The organism is Kluyvera ascorbata (assembly GCF_023195735.1).
Classification (GTDB): Bacteria; Pseudomonadota; Gammaproteobacteria; order Enterobacterales; family Enterobacteriaceae; genus Kluyvera; species Kluyvera ascorbata.
In genome coordinates this window covers 1,776,038-1,792,872 of sequence record NZ_CP096201.1, presented here as the reverse complement: position 1 = coordinate 1,792,872, position 16,835 = coordinate 1,776,038, and the positions used below count along the sequence as shown (strand labels likewise).

Annotated in this window: 12 protein-coding genes; 8 read left to right on the top strand and 4 right to left on the bottom strand. The window is 57.4% G+C overall.

The window, feature by feature from the left end:
* Positions 1-162: 162 nt before the first annotated feature.
* The 7 genes from MY052_RS08415 to trhP all read left to right on the top strand — a co-directional run bounded on the left by MY052_RS08415 (position 163) and on the right by trhP (position 12,754).
* Complete coding sequence (locus MY052_RS08415; protein ID WP_248538553.1) at positions 163-1,425, top strand: MdtA/MuxA family multidrug efflux RND transporter periplasmic adaptor subunit; 1,263 nt, start codon at positions 163-165, stop codon at positions 1,423-1,425.
* Positions 1,425-4,547, top strand: coding sequence for an MdtB/MuxB family multidrug efflux RND transporter permease subunit (locus tag MY052_RS08410; RefSeq protein WP_248538552.1), 3,123 nt, complete (start codon positions 1,425-1,427; stop codon positions 4,545-4,547). Before MY052_RS08415 ends, MY052_RS08410 begins: the two co-directional genes overlap by 1 nt.
* A complete protein-coding gene (gene mdtC, locus MY052_RS08405; RefSeq protein ID WP_248538551.1) occupies positions 4,548-7,625 on the top strand; it encodes a multidrug efflux RND transporter permease subunit MdtC in 3,078 nt (1,025 codons plus the stop codon).
* 2 nt (positions 7,626-7,627) lie between these two features.
* Positions 7,628-9,040 (top strand): MFS transporter, encoded by a 1,413-nt coding sequence (gene mdtD / locus MY052_RS08400; RefSeq protein ID WP_123651831.1) that lies wholly within the window; start codon positions 7,628-7,630, stop codon positions 9,038-9,040.
* Between the two features lie 3 nt (positions 9,041-9,043).
* Positions 9,044-10,510: an envelope stress sensor histidine kinase BaeS gene (gene baeS / locus MY052_RS08395; protein ID WP_035893779.1), complete on the top strand. Its 1,467-nt coding sequence runs from the start codon at positions 9,044-9,046 to the stop codon at positions 10,508-10,510.
* Positions 10,507-11,229 (top strand): envelope stress response regulator BaeR, encoded by a 723-nt coding sequence (gene baeR / locus MY052_RS08390; RefSeq protein WP_035893781.1) that lies wholly within the window; start codon positions 10,507-10,509, stop codon positions 11,227-11,229. The genes baeS and baeR overlap by 4 nt, the downstream gene beginning before the upstream one ends.
* A 163-nt stretch (positions 11,230-11,392) precedes the next feature.
* Complete coding sequence (trhP, locus tag MY052_RS08385) at positions 11,393-12,754, top strand: prephenate-dependent tRNA uridine(34) hydroxylase TrhP (RefSeq protein WP_248538550.1); 1,362 nt, start codon at positions 11,393-11,395, stop codon at positions 12,752-12,754.
* A 187-nt stretch (positions 12,755-12,941) separates the two neighbouring features.
* Here the strand turns inward: trhP and MY052_RS08380 are convergent, their stop codons facing one another.
* Together MY052_RS08380 and MY052_RS08375 are read right to left on the bottom strand one after the other, a co-directional pair.
* Positions 12,942-13,283, bottom strand: coding sequence for a helix-turn-helix domain-containing transcriptional regulator (locus MY052_RS08380; RefSeq protein WP_248538549.1), 342 nt, complete (start codon positions 13,281-13,283; stop codon positions 12,942-12,944).
* Entirely contained in the window at positions 13,280-13,609 is a 330-nt protein-coding gene (locus MY052_RS08375) for a type II toxin-antitoxin system RelE/ParE family toxin (RefSeq protein WP_248538548.1), read from the bottom strand. The genes MY052_RS08380 and MY052_RS08375 overlap by 4 nt, the downstream gene beginning before the upstream one ends.
* 145 nt (positions 13,610-13,754) lie before the next feature.
* Between MY052_RS08375 and yegS the strand changes: the two genes are divergently transcribed.
* On the top strand, positions 13,755-14,654 hold the full coding sequence (gene yegS / locus MY052_RS08370; RefSeq protein WP_248538547.1) for a lipid kinase YegS: 900 nt from the start codon (positions 13,755-13,757) through the stop codon (positions 14,652-14,654).
* Here the strand turns inward: yegS and MY052_RS08365 are convergent.
* Together MY052_RS08365 and MY052_RS08360 are read right to left on the bottom strand one after the other, a co-directional pair.
* Complete coding sequence (locus MY052_RS08365) at positions 14,651-15,940, bottom strand: ABC transporter substrate-binding protein (protein ID WP_248538546.1); 1,290 nt, start codon at positions 15,938-15,940, stop codon at positions 14,651-14,653. The genes yegS and MY052_RS08365 overlap by 4 nt on opposite strands.
* A 111-nt stretch (positions 15,941-16,051) precedes the next feature.
* Entirely contained in the window at positions 16,052-16,825 is a 774-nt protein-coding gene (locus MY052_RS08360; protein WP_248538545.1) for an ABC transporter ATP-binding protein, read from the bottom strand.
* Positions 16,826-16,835 lie beyond the last annotated feature (10 nt).

Below are 16,835 nucleotides of genomic sequence, written 5' to 3'. Positions count from 1 at the left end.
TTCCACGCAGTTTCGTCCCCAGAGTTTGCGAGCCTACTCGTAAAGCCGTACAGGATTCGGACGATTCCTTCCGTCTTTCATATTTCCTCCATTTTTTCTGAGCGTTCCGTTACTAAACTAGTATCATTTCGTGAAATGATTCAGGGCGAGAAACGAATAACAATGAAAGGCATTTTTAACTATCGCTGGCGCATTGCGCTGGCCGTGCTGGTGGCGATCGCAGTCGCGTTTGGTATCTGGCACTTCAGCAGCAATTCTGATACCTCCGGTTCCACCGCAGCGAAGCCGGCGGGCGCACCTGCCGCCGGTGGGCGTCACGGCGGGCGCTTTGGCGGCACCCTGGCGCCAGTTCAGGCAGCCACCGCCACCAGTGAAGCTGTGCCTCGCTATCTAAGCGGGCTCGGTACCATTACCGCCGCCAATACCGTGACCGTTCGCAGCCGCGTTGACGGCCAGCTGATGGCGATTCACTTCCAGGAAGGACAGCAGGTCAAAGCCGGTGATCTACTGGCAGAAATCGACCCAAGCCAGTTCAAAGTCGCCCTTGCCCAGGCGCAGGGTCAACTGGCAAAAGATAAAGCCACGCTCGCCAACGCGCGTCGCGATTTATCCCGCTATCAGCAGTTGGTAAAAACCAATCTGGTCTCTCGCCAGGAACTGGATACCCAACAGTCGCTGGTTAGCGAAACCGAAGGCACGATTAAAGCCGATGAAGCCGCCGTTGCCAGCGCGCAGCTGCAGCTCGACTGGAGCCGTATTACCGCACCTATCGATGGCCGCGTAGGCTTAAAACAGGTTGATATCGGTAACCAAATCTCCAGCGGAGACACTACGGGTATCGTCGTTCTGACCCAAACGCACCCGATCGATCTGGTTTTCACCCTGCCTGAAAACGACATTGCTACCGTGGTTGCCGCGCAAAAAGCGGGTAAAAGCCTGGTGGTTGAAGCCTGGGATCGCACCAACAAGCAGAAGCTGAGCAACGGCACGCTGCTGAGCCTCGACAACCAGATTGATGCCACTACCGGCACCATCAAACTCAAAGCACGTTTTGATAACCAGGACGATGCGCTGTTCCCGAATCAGTTCGTCAACGCACGCATGCTGGTAGACACTCAGCAAAATGCAGTGGTTATCCCGACTGCCGCGCTGCAAATGGGTAACGACGGGCACTTTGTCTGGGTGCTGAACAGCGACAACAAAGTCAGCAAACACACCGTAGTGCCGGGCATTCAGGACAGCCAGAAAGTGGTGATCGACGCCGGGCTCTCCGCGGGTGACCGCGTGGTCACAGACGGTATTGACCGCTTAACCGAAGGCGCCAAAGTGGAAGTCGTCACCGCCCACGACGCCACGGCAACCGCCACGGAAAAACCAGCGGCGGCGGAAGGCCATGCCGCCGGTCATAAAGGAGCGCGCGGCTGATGCAAGTTTTACCGCCGAGCAACACGGGCGGCCCATCCCGCCTGTTTATCATGCGCCCTGTCGCCACCACGCTTTTGATGGTGGCAATTCTGCTGGCCGGGATTATCGGCTACCGTTTTCTGCCTGTTTCCGCACTGCCAGAGGTCGACTACCCGACCATTCAGGTGGTCACGCTCTACCCGGGTGCCAGTCTGGACGTCGTGACCTCGGCCATTACCGCGCCGCTTGAGCGTCAGTTCGGGCAGATGTCCGGGCTCAAACAGATGTCGTCGCAAAGCTCCGGCGGCGCGTCGGTCGTCACCCTCCAGTTCCAGCTCACGCTGCCGCTGGACGTCGCCGAGCAGGAAGTACAGGCCGCGATTAACGCCGCGACCAACCTGCTGCCAAGCGACCTGCCTAACCCGCCGGTTTACAGCAAGGTTAACCCGGCGGATCCGCCGATCATGACCCTCGCCGTCACCTCCACCGCTACGCCAATGACCGAAGTAGAAGATATGGTCGAGACGCGCGTGGCGCAGAAAATCTCCCAGGTCTCCGGCGTTGGTCTGGTGACGCTCGCGGGCGGCCAGCGCCCAGCCGTGCGCGTGAAGCTCAACGCTCAGGCCATTGCCGCGCTCGGGCTGACCAGCGAAGATATCCGCACCGCCATTACCAACGCCAACGTCAACTCGGCGAAAGGGAGCCTTGACGGCCCAGCGCGCGCGGTGACGCTCTCAGCGAACGACCAGATGCAGTCGGCGCAAGAGTATCGGGCGCTGATTATCGCCTACAAAAATGGTGCGCCAATTCGCTTAGGCGACGTGGCAACCGTGGAACAAGGTGCCGAGAACACCTGGCTTGGCGCATGGGCCAATAAAAAACAGGCCATCGTCATGAACGTGCAGCGCCAGCCGGGCGCGAACATTATTTCCACGGCGGACAGCATCCGCCAGATGCTGCCACAGCTCACCGAAAGCCTGCCGAAATCGGTTAAGGTTGAGGTACTTTCCGACCGCACAACCAACATCCGTGCTTCCGTTTCTGACACCCAGTTCGAACTGATGCTGGCGATTGCGCTGGTGGTCATGATCATCTACCTGTTCCTGCGTAACGTCCCGGCGACCATTATTCCTGGCGTCGCCGTTCCGCTCTCGCTGGTGGGTACGTTCGCGGTGATGGTGTTTCTTGATTTCTCTATCAACAACCTAACGCTGATGGCGCTCACCATCGCCACCGGTTTTGTGGTCGATGACGCCATCGTGGTGATTGAGAACATCTCGCGCTATATCGAAAAAGGTGAGAAACCGATGACGGCGGCACTGAAAGGTGCAGGCGAAATTGGCTTCACCATCATCTCACTGACCTTCTCGCTGATTGCGGTGCTGATCCCGCTGCTGTTTATGGGCGATATCGTCGGCCGTCTGTTCCGCGAGTTCGCCGTCACCCTGGCGGTGGCAATCCTGATATCCGCCGTGGTCTCACTCACGCTGACGCCGATGATGTGCGCACGCATGCTGAGCCACGAATCGCTGCGCAAGCAGAACCGTTTCTCTCGCGCCAGCGAGCGCTTCTTTGACCGGGTGATTGCCGGTTACGGACACCTGCTGGCACGCGTGCTGAACCATCCGTGGTTAACCCTGAGCGTGGCGCTCGGCACGCTGGCGCTGTCGATTATTCTGTGGGTGACCATTCCGAAAGGCTTCTTCCCGATTCAGGATAACGGCATTATTCAGGGTACCTTGCAGGCGCCGCAGTCGGTGTCGTTCGCCAGCATGGCGCAGCGCCAGCAGACGGTGGCCGATGCCATTCTGAAAGACCCGGCGGTTGAAAGTCTGACCTCCTTTGTCGGCGTGGACGGCACGAACCCAGCGCTCAACAGCGCCCGCTTACAAATTAACCTTAAGCCACTGAGCGAGCGTGATGACCGCGTGCAGACCGTTATCAGCCGCCTTCAGCAGTCGGTCGACCGCATTCCCGGTATCCAGCTCTATCTACAACCGACGCAGGACCTGACCATCGATACTACCGTGAGCCGCACGCAGTATCAGTTCACGCTACAGGCCAACTCGCTCGACGCATTAAGCCAGTGGGTGCCGCAACTGATGGAGCAACTTCAGGCGCTGCCGCAGCTTTCCGACGTCAGCAGCGACTGGCAGGATCAAGGTCTGGTCGCCTACGTTAACGTCGACCGTGATAGCGCTAGCCGTCTCGGCATTTCGATGGCGGACGTTGATAACGCGCTCTACAACGCCTTTGGTCAGCGGCTTATCTCCACCATTTACACTCAGGCTAACCAGTATCGCGTGGTGCTGGAACACGACACCCGCGAAACGCCGGGGCTTTCGGCGCTCGATAACATTCGTTTGACTAGCAGCGACGGCGGCATTGTGCCGTTAACCGCGATTGCCAAAGTGGAGCAGCGTTTTGCGCCGCTGTCGATAAACCACCTCGACCAGTTCCCGGTGACCACGATTTCGTTCAACGTGCCGGATAAGTACTCGCTTGGTGATGCGGTGCAGTCGATCCTGGATACCGAAAAAACGCTGAATCTGCCGTCGGATATTCGTACCGAATTTCAGGGCAGCACCCTCGCCTTCCAGTCGGCGTTGAGCAGCACCATCTGGCTGGTGGTCGCAGCGGTGGTAGCGATGTATATCGTGCTCGGCGTGCTGTATGAAAGCTTCATCCACCCAATCACCATTCTGTCGACCCTGCCGACCGCTGGCGTCGGCGCGCTGCTGGCGCTGATGATTGCGGGGAACGAGCTGGACGTTATCGCCATCATCGGGATAATTCTGTTGATTGGTATCGTGAAGAAGAACGCGATCATGATGATCGACTTTGCGCTCGCCGCAGAGCGCGAACAGGGCATGGCCCCGCGCGAGGCGATTTATCAGGCCTGTCTGCTGCGTTTCCGCCCGATTCTGATGACGACGCTGGCGGCCCTGCTGGGCGCGCTGCCGCTGATGCTCAGTACCGGCGTTGGTGCCGAACTGCGTCGTCCGCTGGGGATCGGTATGGTCGGCGGCCTGCTGGTAAGCCAGGTGCTGACGCTGTTCACCACGCCGGTTATCTACCTGTTGTTCGACCGACTGTCGCTGTACCTGAAAAGCCGGTTCCCGCGTCGTGAAGAGGAAGCGTAAGTGAAATTTTTTGCGCTTTTTATCTATCGTCCGGTGGCGACGATTTTAATTTCGCTCGCCATTACGCTGTGCGGGGTCCTCGGATTCCGCCTGCTGCCGGTGGCCCCCTTGCCGCAGGTCGACTTCCCGGTAATTATGATCAGCGCCTCGCTGCCGGGGGCGTCTCCGGAGACAATGGCGTCCTCCGTTGCCACACCGCTGGAACGCTCTTTGGGGCGTATCGCGGGTGTCAACGAGATGACATCAAGCAGTTCGCTCGGCAGTACGCGCATCATCCTCGAATTTAACTTCGACCGCGATATCAACGGCGCGGCGCGTGACGTGCAGGCGGCCATCAACGCCGCGCAAAACCTGCTGCCAAGCGGTATGCCAAGCCGTCCGACCTACCGTAAAGCTAACCCGTCAGACGCGCCTATCATGATCCTGACGCTCACCTCGGATACCTATTCGCAGGGTGAGCTGTACGACTTCGCGTCAACTCAGCTCGCGCAGAGCATTTCGCAGATTGACGGCGTGGGCGACGTCGACGTTGGCGGCAGCTCCCTGCCCGCCGTGCGCGTTGACCTTAACCCGCAGGCGCTGTTTAACCAGGGCGTGTCGCTGGACGCCGTGCGCACCGCCATCAGTAATGCCAACGTGCGTAAACCGCAGGGGGCGATTGAGGATACCAGCCACCGCTGGCAGCTACAGACTAACGACGAGCTGAAAAAAGCGGCGGAGTACCAGCCGCTGATTGTCCACTACAACAACGGCGGCGCGGTGCGTCTTGGCGATGTTGCCACCGTGACTGACTCGGTGCAGGACGTCCGTAACGCCGGGATGACCAACGCCAAACCGGCCATTTTGCTGATGATCCGCAAGCTGCCGGAAGCCAACATTATCGACACCGTTGACCGCATCCGGGCAGAGTTGCCGGGCTTGCAGCAAACCATTCCGGCGGCTATCGACCTGCAAATTGCCCAGGACCGCTCGCCAACCATCCGCGCGTCGCTGGAAGAAGTTGAGCAGACGCTGGTGATTTCGGTCGCGCTGGTGATTCTGGTCGTGTTCCTGTTCCTGCGTTCCGGTCGCGCGACGCTTATTCCCGCTGTCGCGGTGCCGGTGTCGCTGATTGGTACCTTTGCCGCCATGTATCTGTGCGGGTTTAGCCTCAATAACCTGTCGCTGATGGCGTTAACCATCGCCACCGGGTTTGTGGTCGATGATGCCATCGTGGTGCTGGAAAACATCTCACGCCATATTGAGGCCGGAATGAAACCCATGCAGGCGGCGCTTCAGGGTAGCCGCGAAGTGGGTTTCACCGTGCTGTCGATGAGCGTCTCACTGGTGGCGGTATTCCTGCCGCTGCTGCTGATGGGCGGCCTGCCGGGCAGGCTGCTGCGAGAGTTTGCCGTCACGCTGTCGGTAGCTATCGGTATTTCGCTCGCCGTTTCGCTCACCCTCACGCCAATGATGTGCGGCTGGATGCTCAAAACCAACCGTCGACATTCGCCAACCCGCAACAAGGGATTTGGTCGCGTGCTGGTCGCCATGCAGCAGGGCTACGGTAAGTCGCTGAAATGGGTGCTGGCGCATGCCAGATTAGTCGGCGTCGTCTTCCTCGCGACCATTGCGCTGAATATCTGGCTCTATATCAGCATTCCTAAAACCTTTTTCCCGGAACAGGATACCGGCGTGCTGATGGGCGGAATTCAGGCTGACCAGAGCATTTCGTTCCAGGCGATGCGCGGCAAACTGCAGGACTTTATGAAAATCATCCGTGAAGACCCGGCGGTGGACAACGTCACCGGCTTTACCGGCGGTTCACGCGTCAACAGCGGTATGATGTTTATCACCCTGAAATCTCGCGATGAGCGCCATGAAACGGCGCAGCAGATTATCGACCGGCTTCGTAAAAAGCTCGCTAAAGAGCCTGGGGCAAACCTGTTCTTAATGGCGGTGCAGGACATCCGCGTCGGCGGCCGTCAGGCCAATGCCAGCTATCAGTACACCCTGCTCTCCGACGACCTTAGCGCACTGCGGGAGTGGGAGCCGAAAATCCGTAAAGCGCTGGCCGCACTGCCAGAGCTTGCCGACGTCAACTCAGACCAGCAGGACAACGGCGCGGAAATGGATCTTATCTACGACCGTGAAACCATGTCTCGTCTGGGGATCAGCGTTGAAGCAGCCAACAGCCTGCTGAATAACGCCTTTGGTCAGCGCCAGATATCCACCATTTACCAACCGCTGAACCAGTATAAGGTGGTGATGGAGGTGGACCCGGTTTACACCCAGGACGTCAGCGCGCTGGACAAGATGTTTGTGATTAATAGCGAAGGCAAGGCCATTCCGCTGTCGTACTTCGCCAAATGGCAGCCCGCGAACGCGCCGCTGTCGGTTAACCATCAGGGGCTGTCGGCGGCATCGACCATCTCCTTCAACCTGCCAACCGGCAAATCACTGTCGGAAGCAAGCGATGCCATCAACCGCACCATGACGCAGCTCGGCGTACCCAACACGGTGCGCGGTTCTTTTGCCGGGACAGCCCAGGTGTTCCAGGACACGATGAATTCACAGGTGATTTTAATCATCGCCGCGATTGCTACGGTCTATATCGTGCTGGGGATCTTGTATGAGAGCTACGTTCACCCGCTGACCATCCTCTCCACGCTGCCGTCTGCGGGCGTCGGGGCGCTGCTGGCACTGGAGTTGTTCAATGCCCCATTCAGCCTAATCGCCCTTATCGGGATCATGTTATTAATTGGCATTGTGAAGAAAAACGCCATCATGATGGTCGACTTCGCCCTGGAAGCGCAGCGTAACGGTAATCTGGCCCCTGAAGAGGCAATCTTCCAGGCCTGCCTGCTGCGTTTCCGCCCGATTATGATGACCACGCTGGCGGCGCTTTTTGGCGCGCTGCCGCTGGTTCTCTCCGGGGGCGATGGCTCGGAACTGCGTCAACCGCTGGGGATTACGATTGTAGGGGGTCTGGTGATGAGCCAGTTGCTGACGCTCTACACCACCCCGGTGGTTTATCTGTTCTTCGATCGTCTGCGTCTGCGTTTTTCGCGTCAACCCCGACAATCGGTAACTGAATAACGATGACTGAGCTACCTGCCAACGTTCGCTGGCAACTCTGGATTGTGGCGTTCGGCTTTTTTATGCAAGCGCTGGACACCACAATCGTCAACACCGCCCTCCCCTCTATGGCGCTGAGCCTGGGGGAGAGCCCGCTGCATATGCACATGGTGGTGGTTTCCTATGTGCTGACCGTCGCCGTCATGCTGCCCGCCAGCGGCTGGCTGGCTGACCGAGTTGGCGTGCGCAATATCTTTTTCACCGCCATTGTGCTTTTCACCGTCGGTTCGCTGTTTTGCGCGCTATCCAGCACGCTCAACGAGCTGGTCATGGCGCGCGTCCTGCAAGGTATTGGCGGGGCGATGATGGTGCCGGTAGGCAGGCTGACGGTGATGAAAATCGTGCCGCGCGACCAGTACATGGCGGCGATGACGTTTGTCACCATCCCCGGCCAGATTGGCCCACTGCTCGGCCCTGCCCTCGGTGGGATTCTGGTCGAGTACGCCTCCTGGCACTGGATTTTCCTCATTAACATCCCGGTCGGCATTATCGGCTGTATCGCCACCCTCGCCCTGATGCCCAACTACACCGTGCAAACGCGGCGTTTCGATATCTCCGGCTTTATCGTGCTGGCGCTGGGGATGGCTACGCTCACCCTGGCGCTGGATGGACAAAAAGGCCTGGGTATCTCGCCGCTGATGGTGGGCGCGCTGGTGGCGATTGGTATCGCCGCTATCGTTATCTATCTGTGGCATGCTCGCGGCAATGACAGCGCGCTATTCAGCCTGAAGCTGTTCCGCACCCCGACCTTTTCGCTTGGCCTGGCCGGCAGCTTTAGCGGGCGTATCGGCAGCGGCATGCTGCCGTTTATGACGCCGGTATTCCTGCAAATTGGAATGGGCTTCACGCCGTTTCATGCGGGTCTGATGATGATCCCAATGGTGCTCGGCAGCATGGGAATGAAGCGTATCGTGGTCCAGGTGGTGAACCGCTTTGGCTATCGCCGCGTGCTGGTGTTCAGCACCGTCAGCCTGGCGATTATCAGCCTGCTGTTTATGTTTACCGCGCTGGCAGGCTGGTACTACGCCCTGCCGGTGGTGCTGTTCGTGCAGGGGATGGTGAACTCCAGCCGCTTCTCGTCGATGAACACTTTGACTCTGAAAGACCTGCCCGATGACTATGCCAGCAGCGGCAATAGCCTGCTGTCGATGATCATGCAGCTATCGATGAGTATCGGCGTCACCATCGCCGGTATTCTGCTCGGTACCTTCGGCCAGCAGCACATTACCGTGGGTAGTGAAGCGACCCACCACGTCTTTATGTATACCTATCTCTGCATGGCCGTGATTATTGCGCTCCCGGCGCTGGTCTTTGCCCGCGTCCCGGACGACACCACCAAAAACGCGGTGATCGCCCGACACAAACTCAAGGAATAAACCGTGAAATTATGGCGTCCGGGTATCTCCGGCAAACTGTTTCTGGTCATTTTAACCACCTGTATTGTGCTGCTTATTAGCATGCACTGGGCTGTACGCATCAGCTTTGAGCGTGGCTTTATTGACTACATCAAGCGTGGTAATGAGCAGCGATTACAGTTACTCAGCGACGCACTGGCAGAACAGTATGCGCAGCACGGAAACTGGCGCTTTTTACGCAATAACGACCGTTTTATTTTCCAGATCCTGCGCTCTTTTGAGCATGACAATAACGAAGACCGCCAACCGCCGGGCCCACCGGGGCCAGACGGCGAGCCCGGACGAGAACCTGACCGCGGACCGGATCGCGGCGGTATGCCGCCTCACGGCTGGCGCACGCAGTTCTGGGTTGTCGATCAGAACGCTCGCGTGCTGGTTGGCCCTCGCGAAGCGGTTCCACACGACGGCTCACGCCGTGGGATTATCGTAAACGGCATGGAGGTTGGCGCGGTTATCGCCTCACCGGTTGAGCGCCTGACGCGCAACACCGATATCAACTTTGACCAGCAGCAGCGCCGCACCAGTTGGCTTATCGTTGGCTTGGCCACACTGCTTGCGGCATTAGCCACTTTCCCGCTGGCCCGCGGTCTGCTGGCACCGGTCAGGCGGCTGGTTGATGGCACCCACAAGCTAGCGGCGGGTGATTTCTCGACCCGCGTTCCGGCTAACAGCAGCGATGAACTTGGCCGTCTGGCAAAAGATTTTAACCAGCTCGCCAGTACGCTTGAGAAAAACCAGCAGATGCGTCGGGATTTAATGGCCGATATCTCCCATGAGCTGCGCACCCCGCTGGCGGTACTACGTGGCGAGCTGGAAGCAATACAGGACGGGGTGCGCAAATTCACCCCTGAGTCAGTGACTTCGCTACAGGCCGAAGTCGCGACGCTGACCAAGCTGGTCGATGACCTGCATCAGCTATCGATGTCCGATGAGGGCGCGCTGGCCTATCAGAAATCCGCCGTCGATATCATCTCCCTGGTGGAGATTGCCGCTGATGCCTTCCGCGAACGCCTTGCCAGCCGAGGCCTAACGCTTAACCTTGCGCTGTCAGCGGAAAACGCCACCGTGTTTGGCGACCCGGACCGCTTAATGCAGCTGTTCAACAACCTGCTGGAAAACAGCCTACGCTACACCGACAGCGGCGGTCAGGTGCTGATTCGCACCGCGCTCGACGCCCAGAATATCGTGCTGGAATTTGCCGACAGCGGCCCCGGCGTCACCGACGAACAGCTGGCAAGACTGTGCGAACGCTTCTACCGCACCGAGGGTTCACGCAACCGCGCCAGCGGCGGCTCCGGGCTGGGGCTGGCGATTTGCGCCAACATCGTCACCGCCCACGGCGGGAAGCTTAACGTCGGACATTCGCCTTTTGGTGGGGTTAGCATTAAAGTAGAATTACCGCTGGAACGTGCAATATCGAGAGAAATATGACCGAGTTACCGATTGATGAAAGCGCCCCACGCATCTTGATTGTTGAAGATGAACCCAAACTGGGACAACTGCTCATCGACTATTTACTGGCAGCCCACTATGCCCCGACGCTGATTAGCCACGGCGACAAGGTGCTGCCGTACGTTCATCAGACCCCGCCGGATCTTATCCTGCTGGATCTGATGCTGCCGGGTACCGATGGTCTGACGCTATGCCGTGAAATCCGCCGCTTTTCCGATGTGCCTATCGTGATGGTCACCGCCAAAATCGAAGAGATCGACCGCCTGCTGGGCTTAGAAATTGGTGCCGATGACTATATCTGTAAGCCCTACAGCCCGCGCGAAGTGGTCGCGCGCGTAAAAACCATTTTACGTCGCTGCAAACCACGCACCGAACTGCAGGCTATGGACGAGCAAAGCCCGCTTATCGTGGACGAGAACCGTTTTCAGGCCTCGTGGCGCGATCGCCTGCTCGACCTGACGCCCGCCGAGTTCCGCCTGCTGAAGACGCTGTCGCAGGAGCCCGGAAAAGTCTTCTCCCGCGAGCAGCTGCTGAACCATCTTTATGATGATTATCGCGTGGTGACCGACCGGACCATCGACAGCCACATTAAAAACCTGCGCCGTAAGCTGGAGTCGCTGGACGCCGAACAGTCGTTTATTCGCGCCGTTTACGGCGTGGGCTACCGTTGGGAAGCCGACGCCTGCCGCATGGCGTAATGTGACGAGTTGCCGGATGGCGCTGCGCTTATCCGGCACAATGCGGACAAAGGTTTACTCCCCTCCCCCACAGCGCTACAATGCCCGCCCTTAATGTGGGGGCACTCCCCAACTCGCCGCATCAGGTGCGACGAATCTGACCTGTCATCAGAACGAGATAATCATGTTTAAACCGGAACTTCTTTCCCCGGCGGGAACGCTGAAAAATATGCGTTACGCTTTCGCTTACGGTGCCGACGCAGTATACGCTGGCCAGCCACGCTACTCTCTGCGCGTCCGTAACAACGAATTCAATCACGAAAATCTGCAGCTCGGCATCAACGAAGCCCATGCGCTCGGTAAAAAATTCTATGTGGTAGTGAACATCGCCCCGCATAACGCCAAGCTGAAGACCTTTATTCGTGACCTGAAGCCGGTAGTGGATATGGGGCCGGATGCGCTGATTATGTCTGATCCAGGCCTGATTATGCTGGTCCGCGAAAACTTCCCGGACATGGACATCCACCTGTCCGTTCAGGCAAATGCCGTAAACTGGGCAACGGTGAAGTTCTGGAAACAGATGGGGCTGACCCGCGTGATCCTCTCCCGCGAACTGTCGCTGGAAGAGATTGAAGAAGTCCGCACTCAGGTGCCGGATATGGAGATTGAGATCTTCGTTCACGGCGCGCTGTGTATGGCCTACTCTGGCCGCTGCCTGCTATCTGGCTACATCAACAAACGCGACCCGAACCAGGGCACCTGCACCAACGCCTGCCGCTGGGAATACAACGTTCAGGAAGGCAAAGAAGACGACGTGGGCAACATCGTCCATAAATTCGAGCCGATTCCAGTGCAGAACGTTGAGCCAACATTAGGCATCGGCGCGCCAACCGATAAAGTCTTTATGATTGAAGAAGCCAAACGTCCGGGCGAGTACATGACCGCCTTCGAAGACGAACACGGCACCTACATCATGAACTCCAAAGACCTGCGCGCCATCGCTCACGTTGAGCGACTGACCCAGATGGGCGTGCACTCGCTGAAAATCGAAGGCCGTACCAAATCGCATTACTACTGCGCCCGTACCGCGCAGGTTTACCGCAAGGCCATTGATGACGCCGCCGCGGGCAAACCGTTCGATGCCTCTCTGCTGGAAACGCTGGAAAACCTGGCTCACCGCGGCTACACCGAAGGCTTCCTGCGTCGCCACACCCACGACGACTACCAGAACTACGAGCACGGTTACTCCGTCTCCGAGCGCCAGCAGTTTGTCGGCGAATTTACCGGCGAGCGTAAAGGCAACCTGGCCGCCGTCGCGGTCAAAAACAAATTCACCGTCGGCGACAGCCTGGAAATGATGACCCCACAGGGTAACGTCAACTTCACCCTTGAGCACATGGAAAACCTCAAAGGCGAAGCCACTTCCGTCGCACCTGGCGATGGCCACACCGTATGGTTACCCGTACCGGAAGACGTGGCGCTGGAGTATGGCCTGCTGATGCGTAACTTCGCAGGAGAATCGACTCGGAATCCGCATACCAGCTAGTACATTTATATTGTTTTTCAATAGCAAAGATTCTTAGAAATAGATCACAGACGTAATAATCGATTGTAGATATCATTCGCTTCGCTGAAAAACATAATCCATAAATGCTAGCTGTACCTAGGAACCACCTCCTTAGCCTGTGTAATCTCCCTTACACGGGCTTATTTTTTTGTCTGGCAGCAAAAGTTCAGTGTTGTGCTTTGCTTAACGTAAGCTGTAAACCCGCTACCGCAGCAAGCTGAGCAAGCGTTGTGACCGTCGGGTTTCCCTTCTCAGATAAAGCACGATAAATGCTCTGACGCGCCAGTCCCGTCTTTTTCGCCGCCTCGGCGATACCACCACGCGCTTCTAGCACGCGGCGTAATGCAATAAGGAACCCCCCTAAACCGCCTTCTTCATTAATATCTTCAAGCGCGGTTTTGAGATAAAGATCCGCATACTCAGGATCGGCTCGAAATGCTTCAATCATGAGCTTGTCACGATCTACCGCTGGGGCAATGGTTTCCACTTTTTTAGTCGCTATCGTCATTTAGCCCTCACTTTAAAATCTCTAAGATATTCAATTGCCTTATGGATATCCGCGGCCTGCGTTTTCTTCGTACCGCCGATATGCAAAAGGATAATCTCGCCGTCTTCTAAGGAGTAGTACACTCGATAGCCGGGGCCATAATCAATACGTAACGCCCAGACGCCATCCCTTTCAAACTTGTGATCACCAAAGTTTCCTGATTCAGCCCGGTCTAGTCTGGTATCAATCTTTACGGCGGCTAGGAGGTCCTTCTTTTTTAGCCGGGCCAGCCACTCACAAAAAGGCTTATCACCGTTTTTATCCTGATAAAATTGAGATTTGTACATCCCTTTACCCTCATTCCTTTTCCTGAGTTCAATTGTCACTTATAAGAGACAAGCTGGCAAGGCGTTTGTCACCTATAAGAGACAACAGGCATATCTGCGTATCATTTGTTACACTCTTTGCATACCCCACAAAGAGGTACCACGGATGTCCGATTTTCCTGCAAGCTTATTGATTTTAAACGGCAAGGGTGCCAATACCCCCCAGCTCCGCGAGGCGGTTGAACTGCTGCGCGATGAAGGGGTGACCATTCATGTTCGCGTCACCTGGGAGAAAGGCGATGCGTTGCGTTATGTGGAAGAGGCCATTCGCCTGAACGTCGAGACGGTGATCGCGGGCGGCGGCGACGGGACGATTAACGAAGTCGCGACAGCGCTGATCCACAGTGAAAGCCGCGAGGTACCGGCGCTCGGCATTTTGCCGCTCGGCACCGCCAACGATTTTGCCACCAGCGTCAATATTCCAGCGGATCTGGCTAATGCGCTGAAACTCGCCATTGCCGGTCGCGACGTGCCGGTCGATATCGCCCAGGTGAACCACAAAACCTGCTTTATCAATATGGCCACCGGCGGCTTCGGCACGCGCATCACCACCGAAACGCCAGAAAAACTCAAAGCCGCGCTGGGCGGCGTGTCGTACCTGATTCATGGGCTAATGCGGATGGATACGCTGAAACCAGACCGCTGCGAAATTCGCGGCGAGAACTTTAGCTGGCAGGGCGATGCGCTGGTTATCGGTATTGGTAACGGCCGTCAGGCGGGCGGCGGGCAGCAGCTGTGCCCGGACGCATTGATTAACGACGGTTTGCTGCACCTGCGTATTTTCACCGGAGAGGAACTCATTCCGGCGCTATTTAATACGCTCGCCAGCAACGATGGCGCTGAGAATCTGGTGGATAGCGTCTCGCCGTGGTTTGAAGTCACCGCGTCGCACGAGATGACCTTTAACCTCGACGGCGAGCCGCTCAGCGGCAAAACTTTCCGTATGGAGATTTTACCGGCGGCGCTGCGCTGTCGCCTGCCGCCGGACTGTCCGCTGTTACGTTAACGCATTGCGCGTTTCAGGATACGCTCCGACTGGCGTTTGAAATCCGTTGCCGCTTCGGCGACGGTTTTCTTGCCGTAATCAATGGACTGCAACGCGCTATCAAACTCCTGCACCAGCTGCGGGTCTTCCAGATATGGCGAAACGGAAAGTGTGGTCGGCAGCGCCAGCGCCTGTTTGATACCGGCAACCGACGGGTCTTTATCGTTAATCACCCCGGCCTGCGTCAACGTCGCCACCGCGCTTTTACTCAGCGGTACGCCGCGCTCAAGCCCCAGCAGGGTTACGCCCTCTTTGCTGTTCAGCAGGAAGTTAATCAGCTTCGCCGCTTCTTCTGGGTGTTTAGTGGTCTTGCCAATCGACAGCATCATCGACGGTTTCATAAATAGCCCCGCGTCGTTAGCGCCCGGCAGCATTGGGTAGTCACCCAGCTCCAGCTTCGCCGGTGGCTTGAGGTTGTCCGAGTATTTGGTGACGGCGGTGTTCCACATATAAACACCGCCCCACTCCCCTTCAATCCACGGCTTCATCTCGTACATATTGCCTTTGCCGAACGAAGCGTAGTACTTCATATCCGGAATGACGTGGTTGTCGATAAGCGTTTTATACAGCTGGAAAAACTCGACCCACTGCGCGTCGCTGTAGGTGAATTTTTTGCTTTGCTCATCAATGGCCGGGATATTGTATTTCTGCACCATATAGGAGTTGAGCAGCGCCAGCACGCCGAGGCTTTCCGGAGCCACCGGGTAATACGGCTTACCAAGCTTGCTCTCAAAAGTTTTCCCGGCGCTTATCAACTCATCCCAGTTTTTCGGGTAGCTGATACCGGCCTTTTTCCAGGTTTGATCGTTGTAGTAGAAGATACGCGCGGTCATGGCGACCGGGATCCCGTTCAGCTTGCCTTTAACCGTGACCGGCTGGAGATCTTTGGCGGTAAACTGGTCGAGACCAATCTCCGCTTTGACCTTGTTGAGATCGTAAAAGCCGTTACCGTCTTTAGAAAACAGCGCCAGCCAGTTCCAGTTGGTCTGCATCACGTCCGGCTCGGTACCGCCCGCTAACTGCGTGGTCAGGCGCGAAGTGTGCCCGTCCCAGCCGGTGTATTCGGCTTTGACGTTGATATCCGGATACTGCTGATGAAAAGCTTCCAGCGCCTTCAGCGTCACCTGATGGCGGCCGTTGCCGCCCCACCAGGACATGCGTAGATCGACGGGTTCCGCTGCCAGCGCGGACGCAGTACAGGCACAGAGGACGAGCGGTAGGGCAAGACGGAAAGATTTTTTATGCATTTTTATTATTCCCAGAGGCAAATTGATGGGGTAGGCCGGATAAGGCGTTTACGCCGCCATCCGGCACCTGAGCCGAACTGCCCGATGGCGCTACGCTTATCGGGCCTACAGTTAATATGCAGCCACCTCACGGGCCATTTCTCGCGTGTATTGACGGCTGGCGTTGACCAACATCTGCGTGTACGGCGTTTGCGCTTCACCGTTGACCAAGGCATCAACGGTGAGCGTTTCGAGAATCTTGCCGTACTGCATCACCGCCACCTTCTGGCAGAGATGGGAAATCACGCCCAGATCGTGCGTCACCATCAGGTACGTGAGATTCGATTCTTTTTGCAGCTCCGCCAGCAGGTTGAGGATTTCCGCCTGCACCGACACGTCCAGCGCCGAGGTCGGCTCATCCAGCAACAGCACCTGCGGCTCGAGGATCAACGCCCGGGCAATCGCCACGCGCTGGCGCTGGCCGCCGGAGAGCTGGTGCGGATAACGGTCGCGGAAAGCGCGGTTCAGCCCCACGCGGTCGAGCAGCGTATTGATGCGCCGGTCGCGCTCGCCGATGCCGTGAATTTGCAGCGGCTCCTCCAGGATGTCGCCAATGGTATGACGTGGATGCAGCGACCCGTAGGGGTCCTGAAACACCATCTGCACCTGACGGTAGCGCTCGCGGCTAATCTTATGCGAGAGCCGCTGGCCGCTAATCGCCAGCTCGCCCTGCCAGTGATTAAACAGCCCGGCGAGACACTTCAGCACCGTGGTTTTCCCGGAGCCAGACTCCCCCACCAGGCCATAAATCTCGCCCGGCTTAACGTGGAAATTGACATCAAACAGCACCTGGTTGCGCTTTTCACCCTCACCAAACACCAGGCTTAAGTTGTTCACTTCAATCATTGTGCGCTCC

What these genes read in the sequence shown, in the direction of transcription:
- MY052_RS08415 (WP_248538553.1), top strand. Translation starts at nt 163, where the DNA reads ATGAAAGGCATTTTTAACTATCGCTGGCGCATTGCGCTGGCCGTGCTG.
- MY052_RS08410 (WP_248538552.1), top strand. Translation starts at nt 1,425, where the DNA reads ATGCAAGTTTTACCGCCGAGCAACACGGGCGGCCCATCCCGCCTGTTT.
- mdtD (WP_123651831.1), top strand. Translation starts at nt 7,628, where the DNA reads ATGACTGAGCTACCTGCCAACGTTCGCTGGCAACTCTGGATTGTGGCG.
- baeR (WP_035893781.1), top strand. Translation starts at nt 10,507, where the DNA reads ATGACCGAGTTACCGATTGATGAAAGCGCCCCACGCATCTTGATTGTT.
- trhP (WP_248538550.1), top strand. Translation starts at nt 11,393, where the DNA reads ATGTTTAAACCGGAACTTCTTTCCCCGGCGGGAACGCTGAAAAATATG.
- MY052_RS08380 (WP_248538549.1), bottom strand. Translation starts at nt 13,283, where the DNA reads ATGACGATAGCGACTAAAAAAGTGGAAACCATTGCCCCAGCGGTAGAT.
- MY052_RS08375 (WP_248538548.1), bottom strand. Translation starts at nt 13,609, where the DNA reads ATGTACAAATCTCAATTTTATCAGGATAAAAACGGTGATAAGCCTTTT.
- yegS (WP_248538547.1), top strand. Translation starts at nt 13,755, where the DNA reads ATGTCCGATTTTCCTGCAAGCTTATTGATTTTAAACGGCAAGGGTGCC.
- MY052_RS08365 (WP_248538546.1), bottom strand. Translation starts at nt 15,940, where the DNA reads ATGCATAAAAAATCTTTCCGTCTTGCCCTACCGCTCGTCCTCTGTGCC.
- MY052_RS08360 (WP_248538545.1), bottom strand. Translation starts at nt 16,825, where the DNA reads ATGATTGAAGTGAACAACTTAAGCCTGGTGTTTGGTGAGGGTGAAAAG.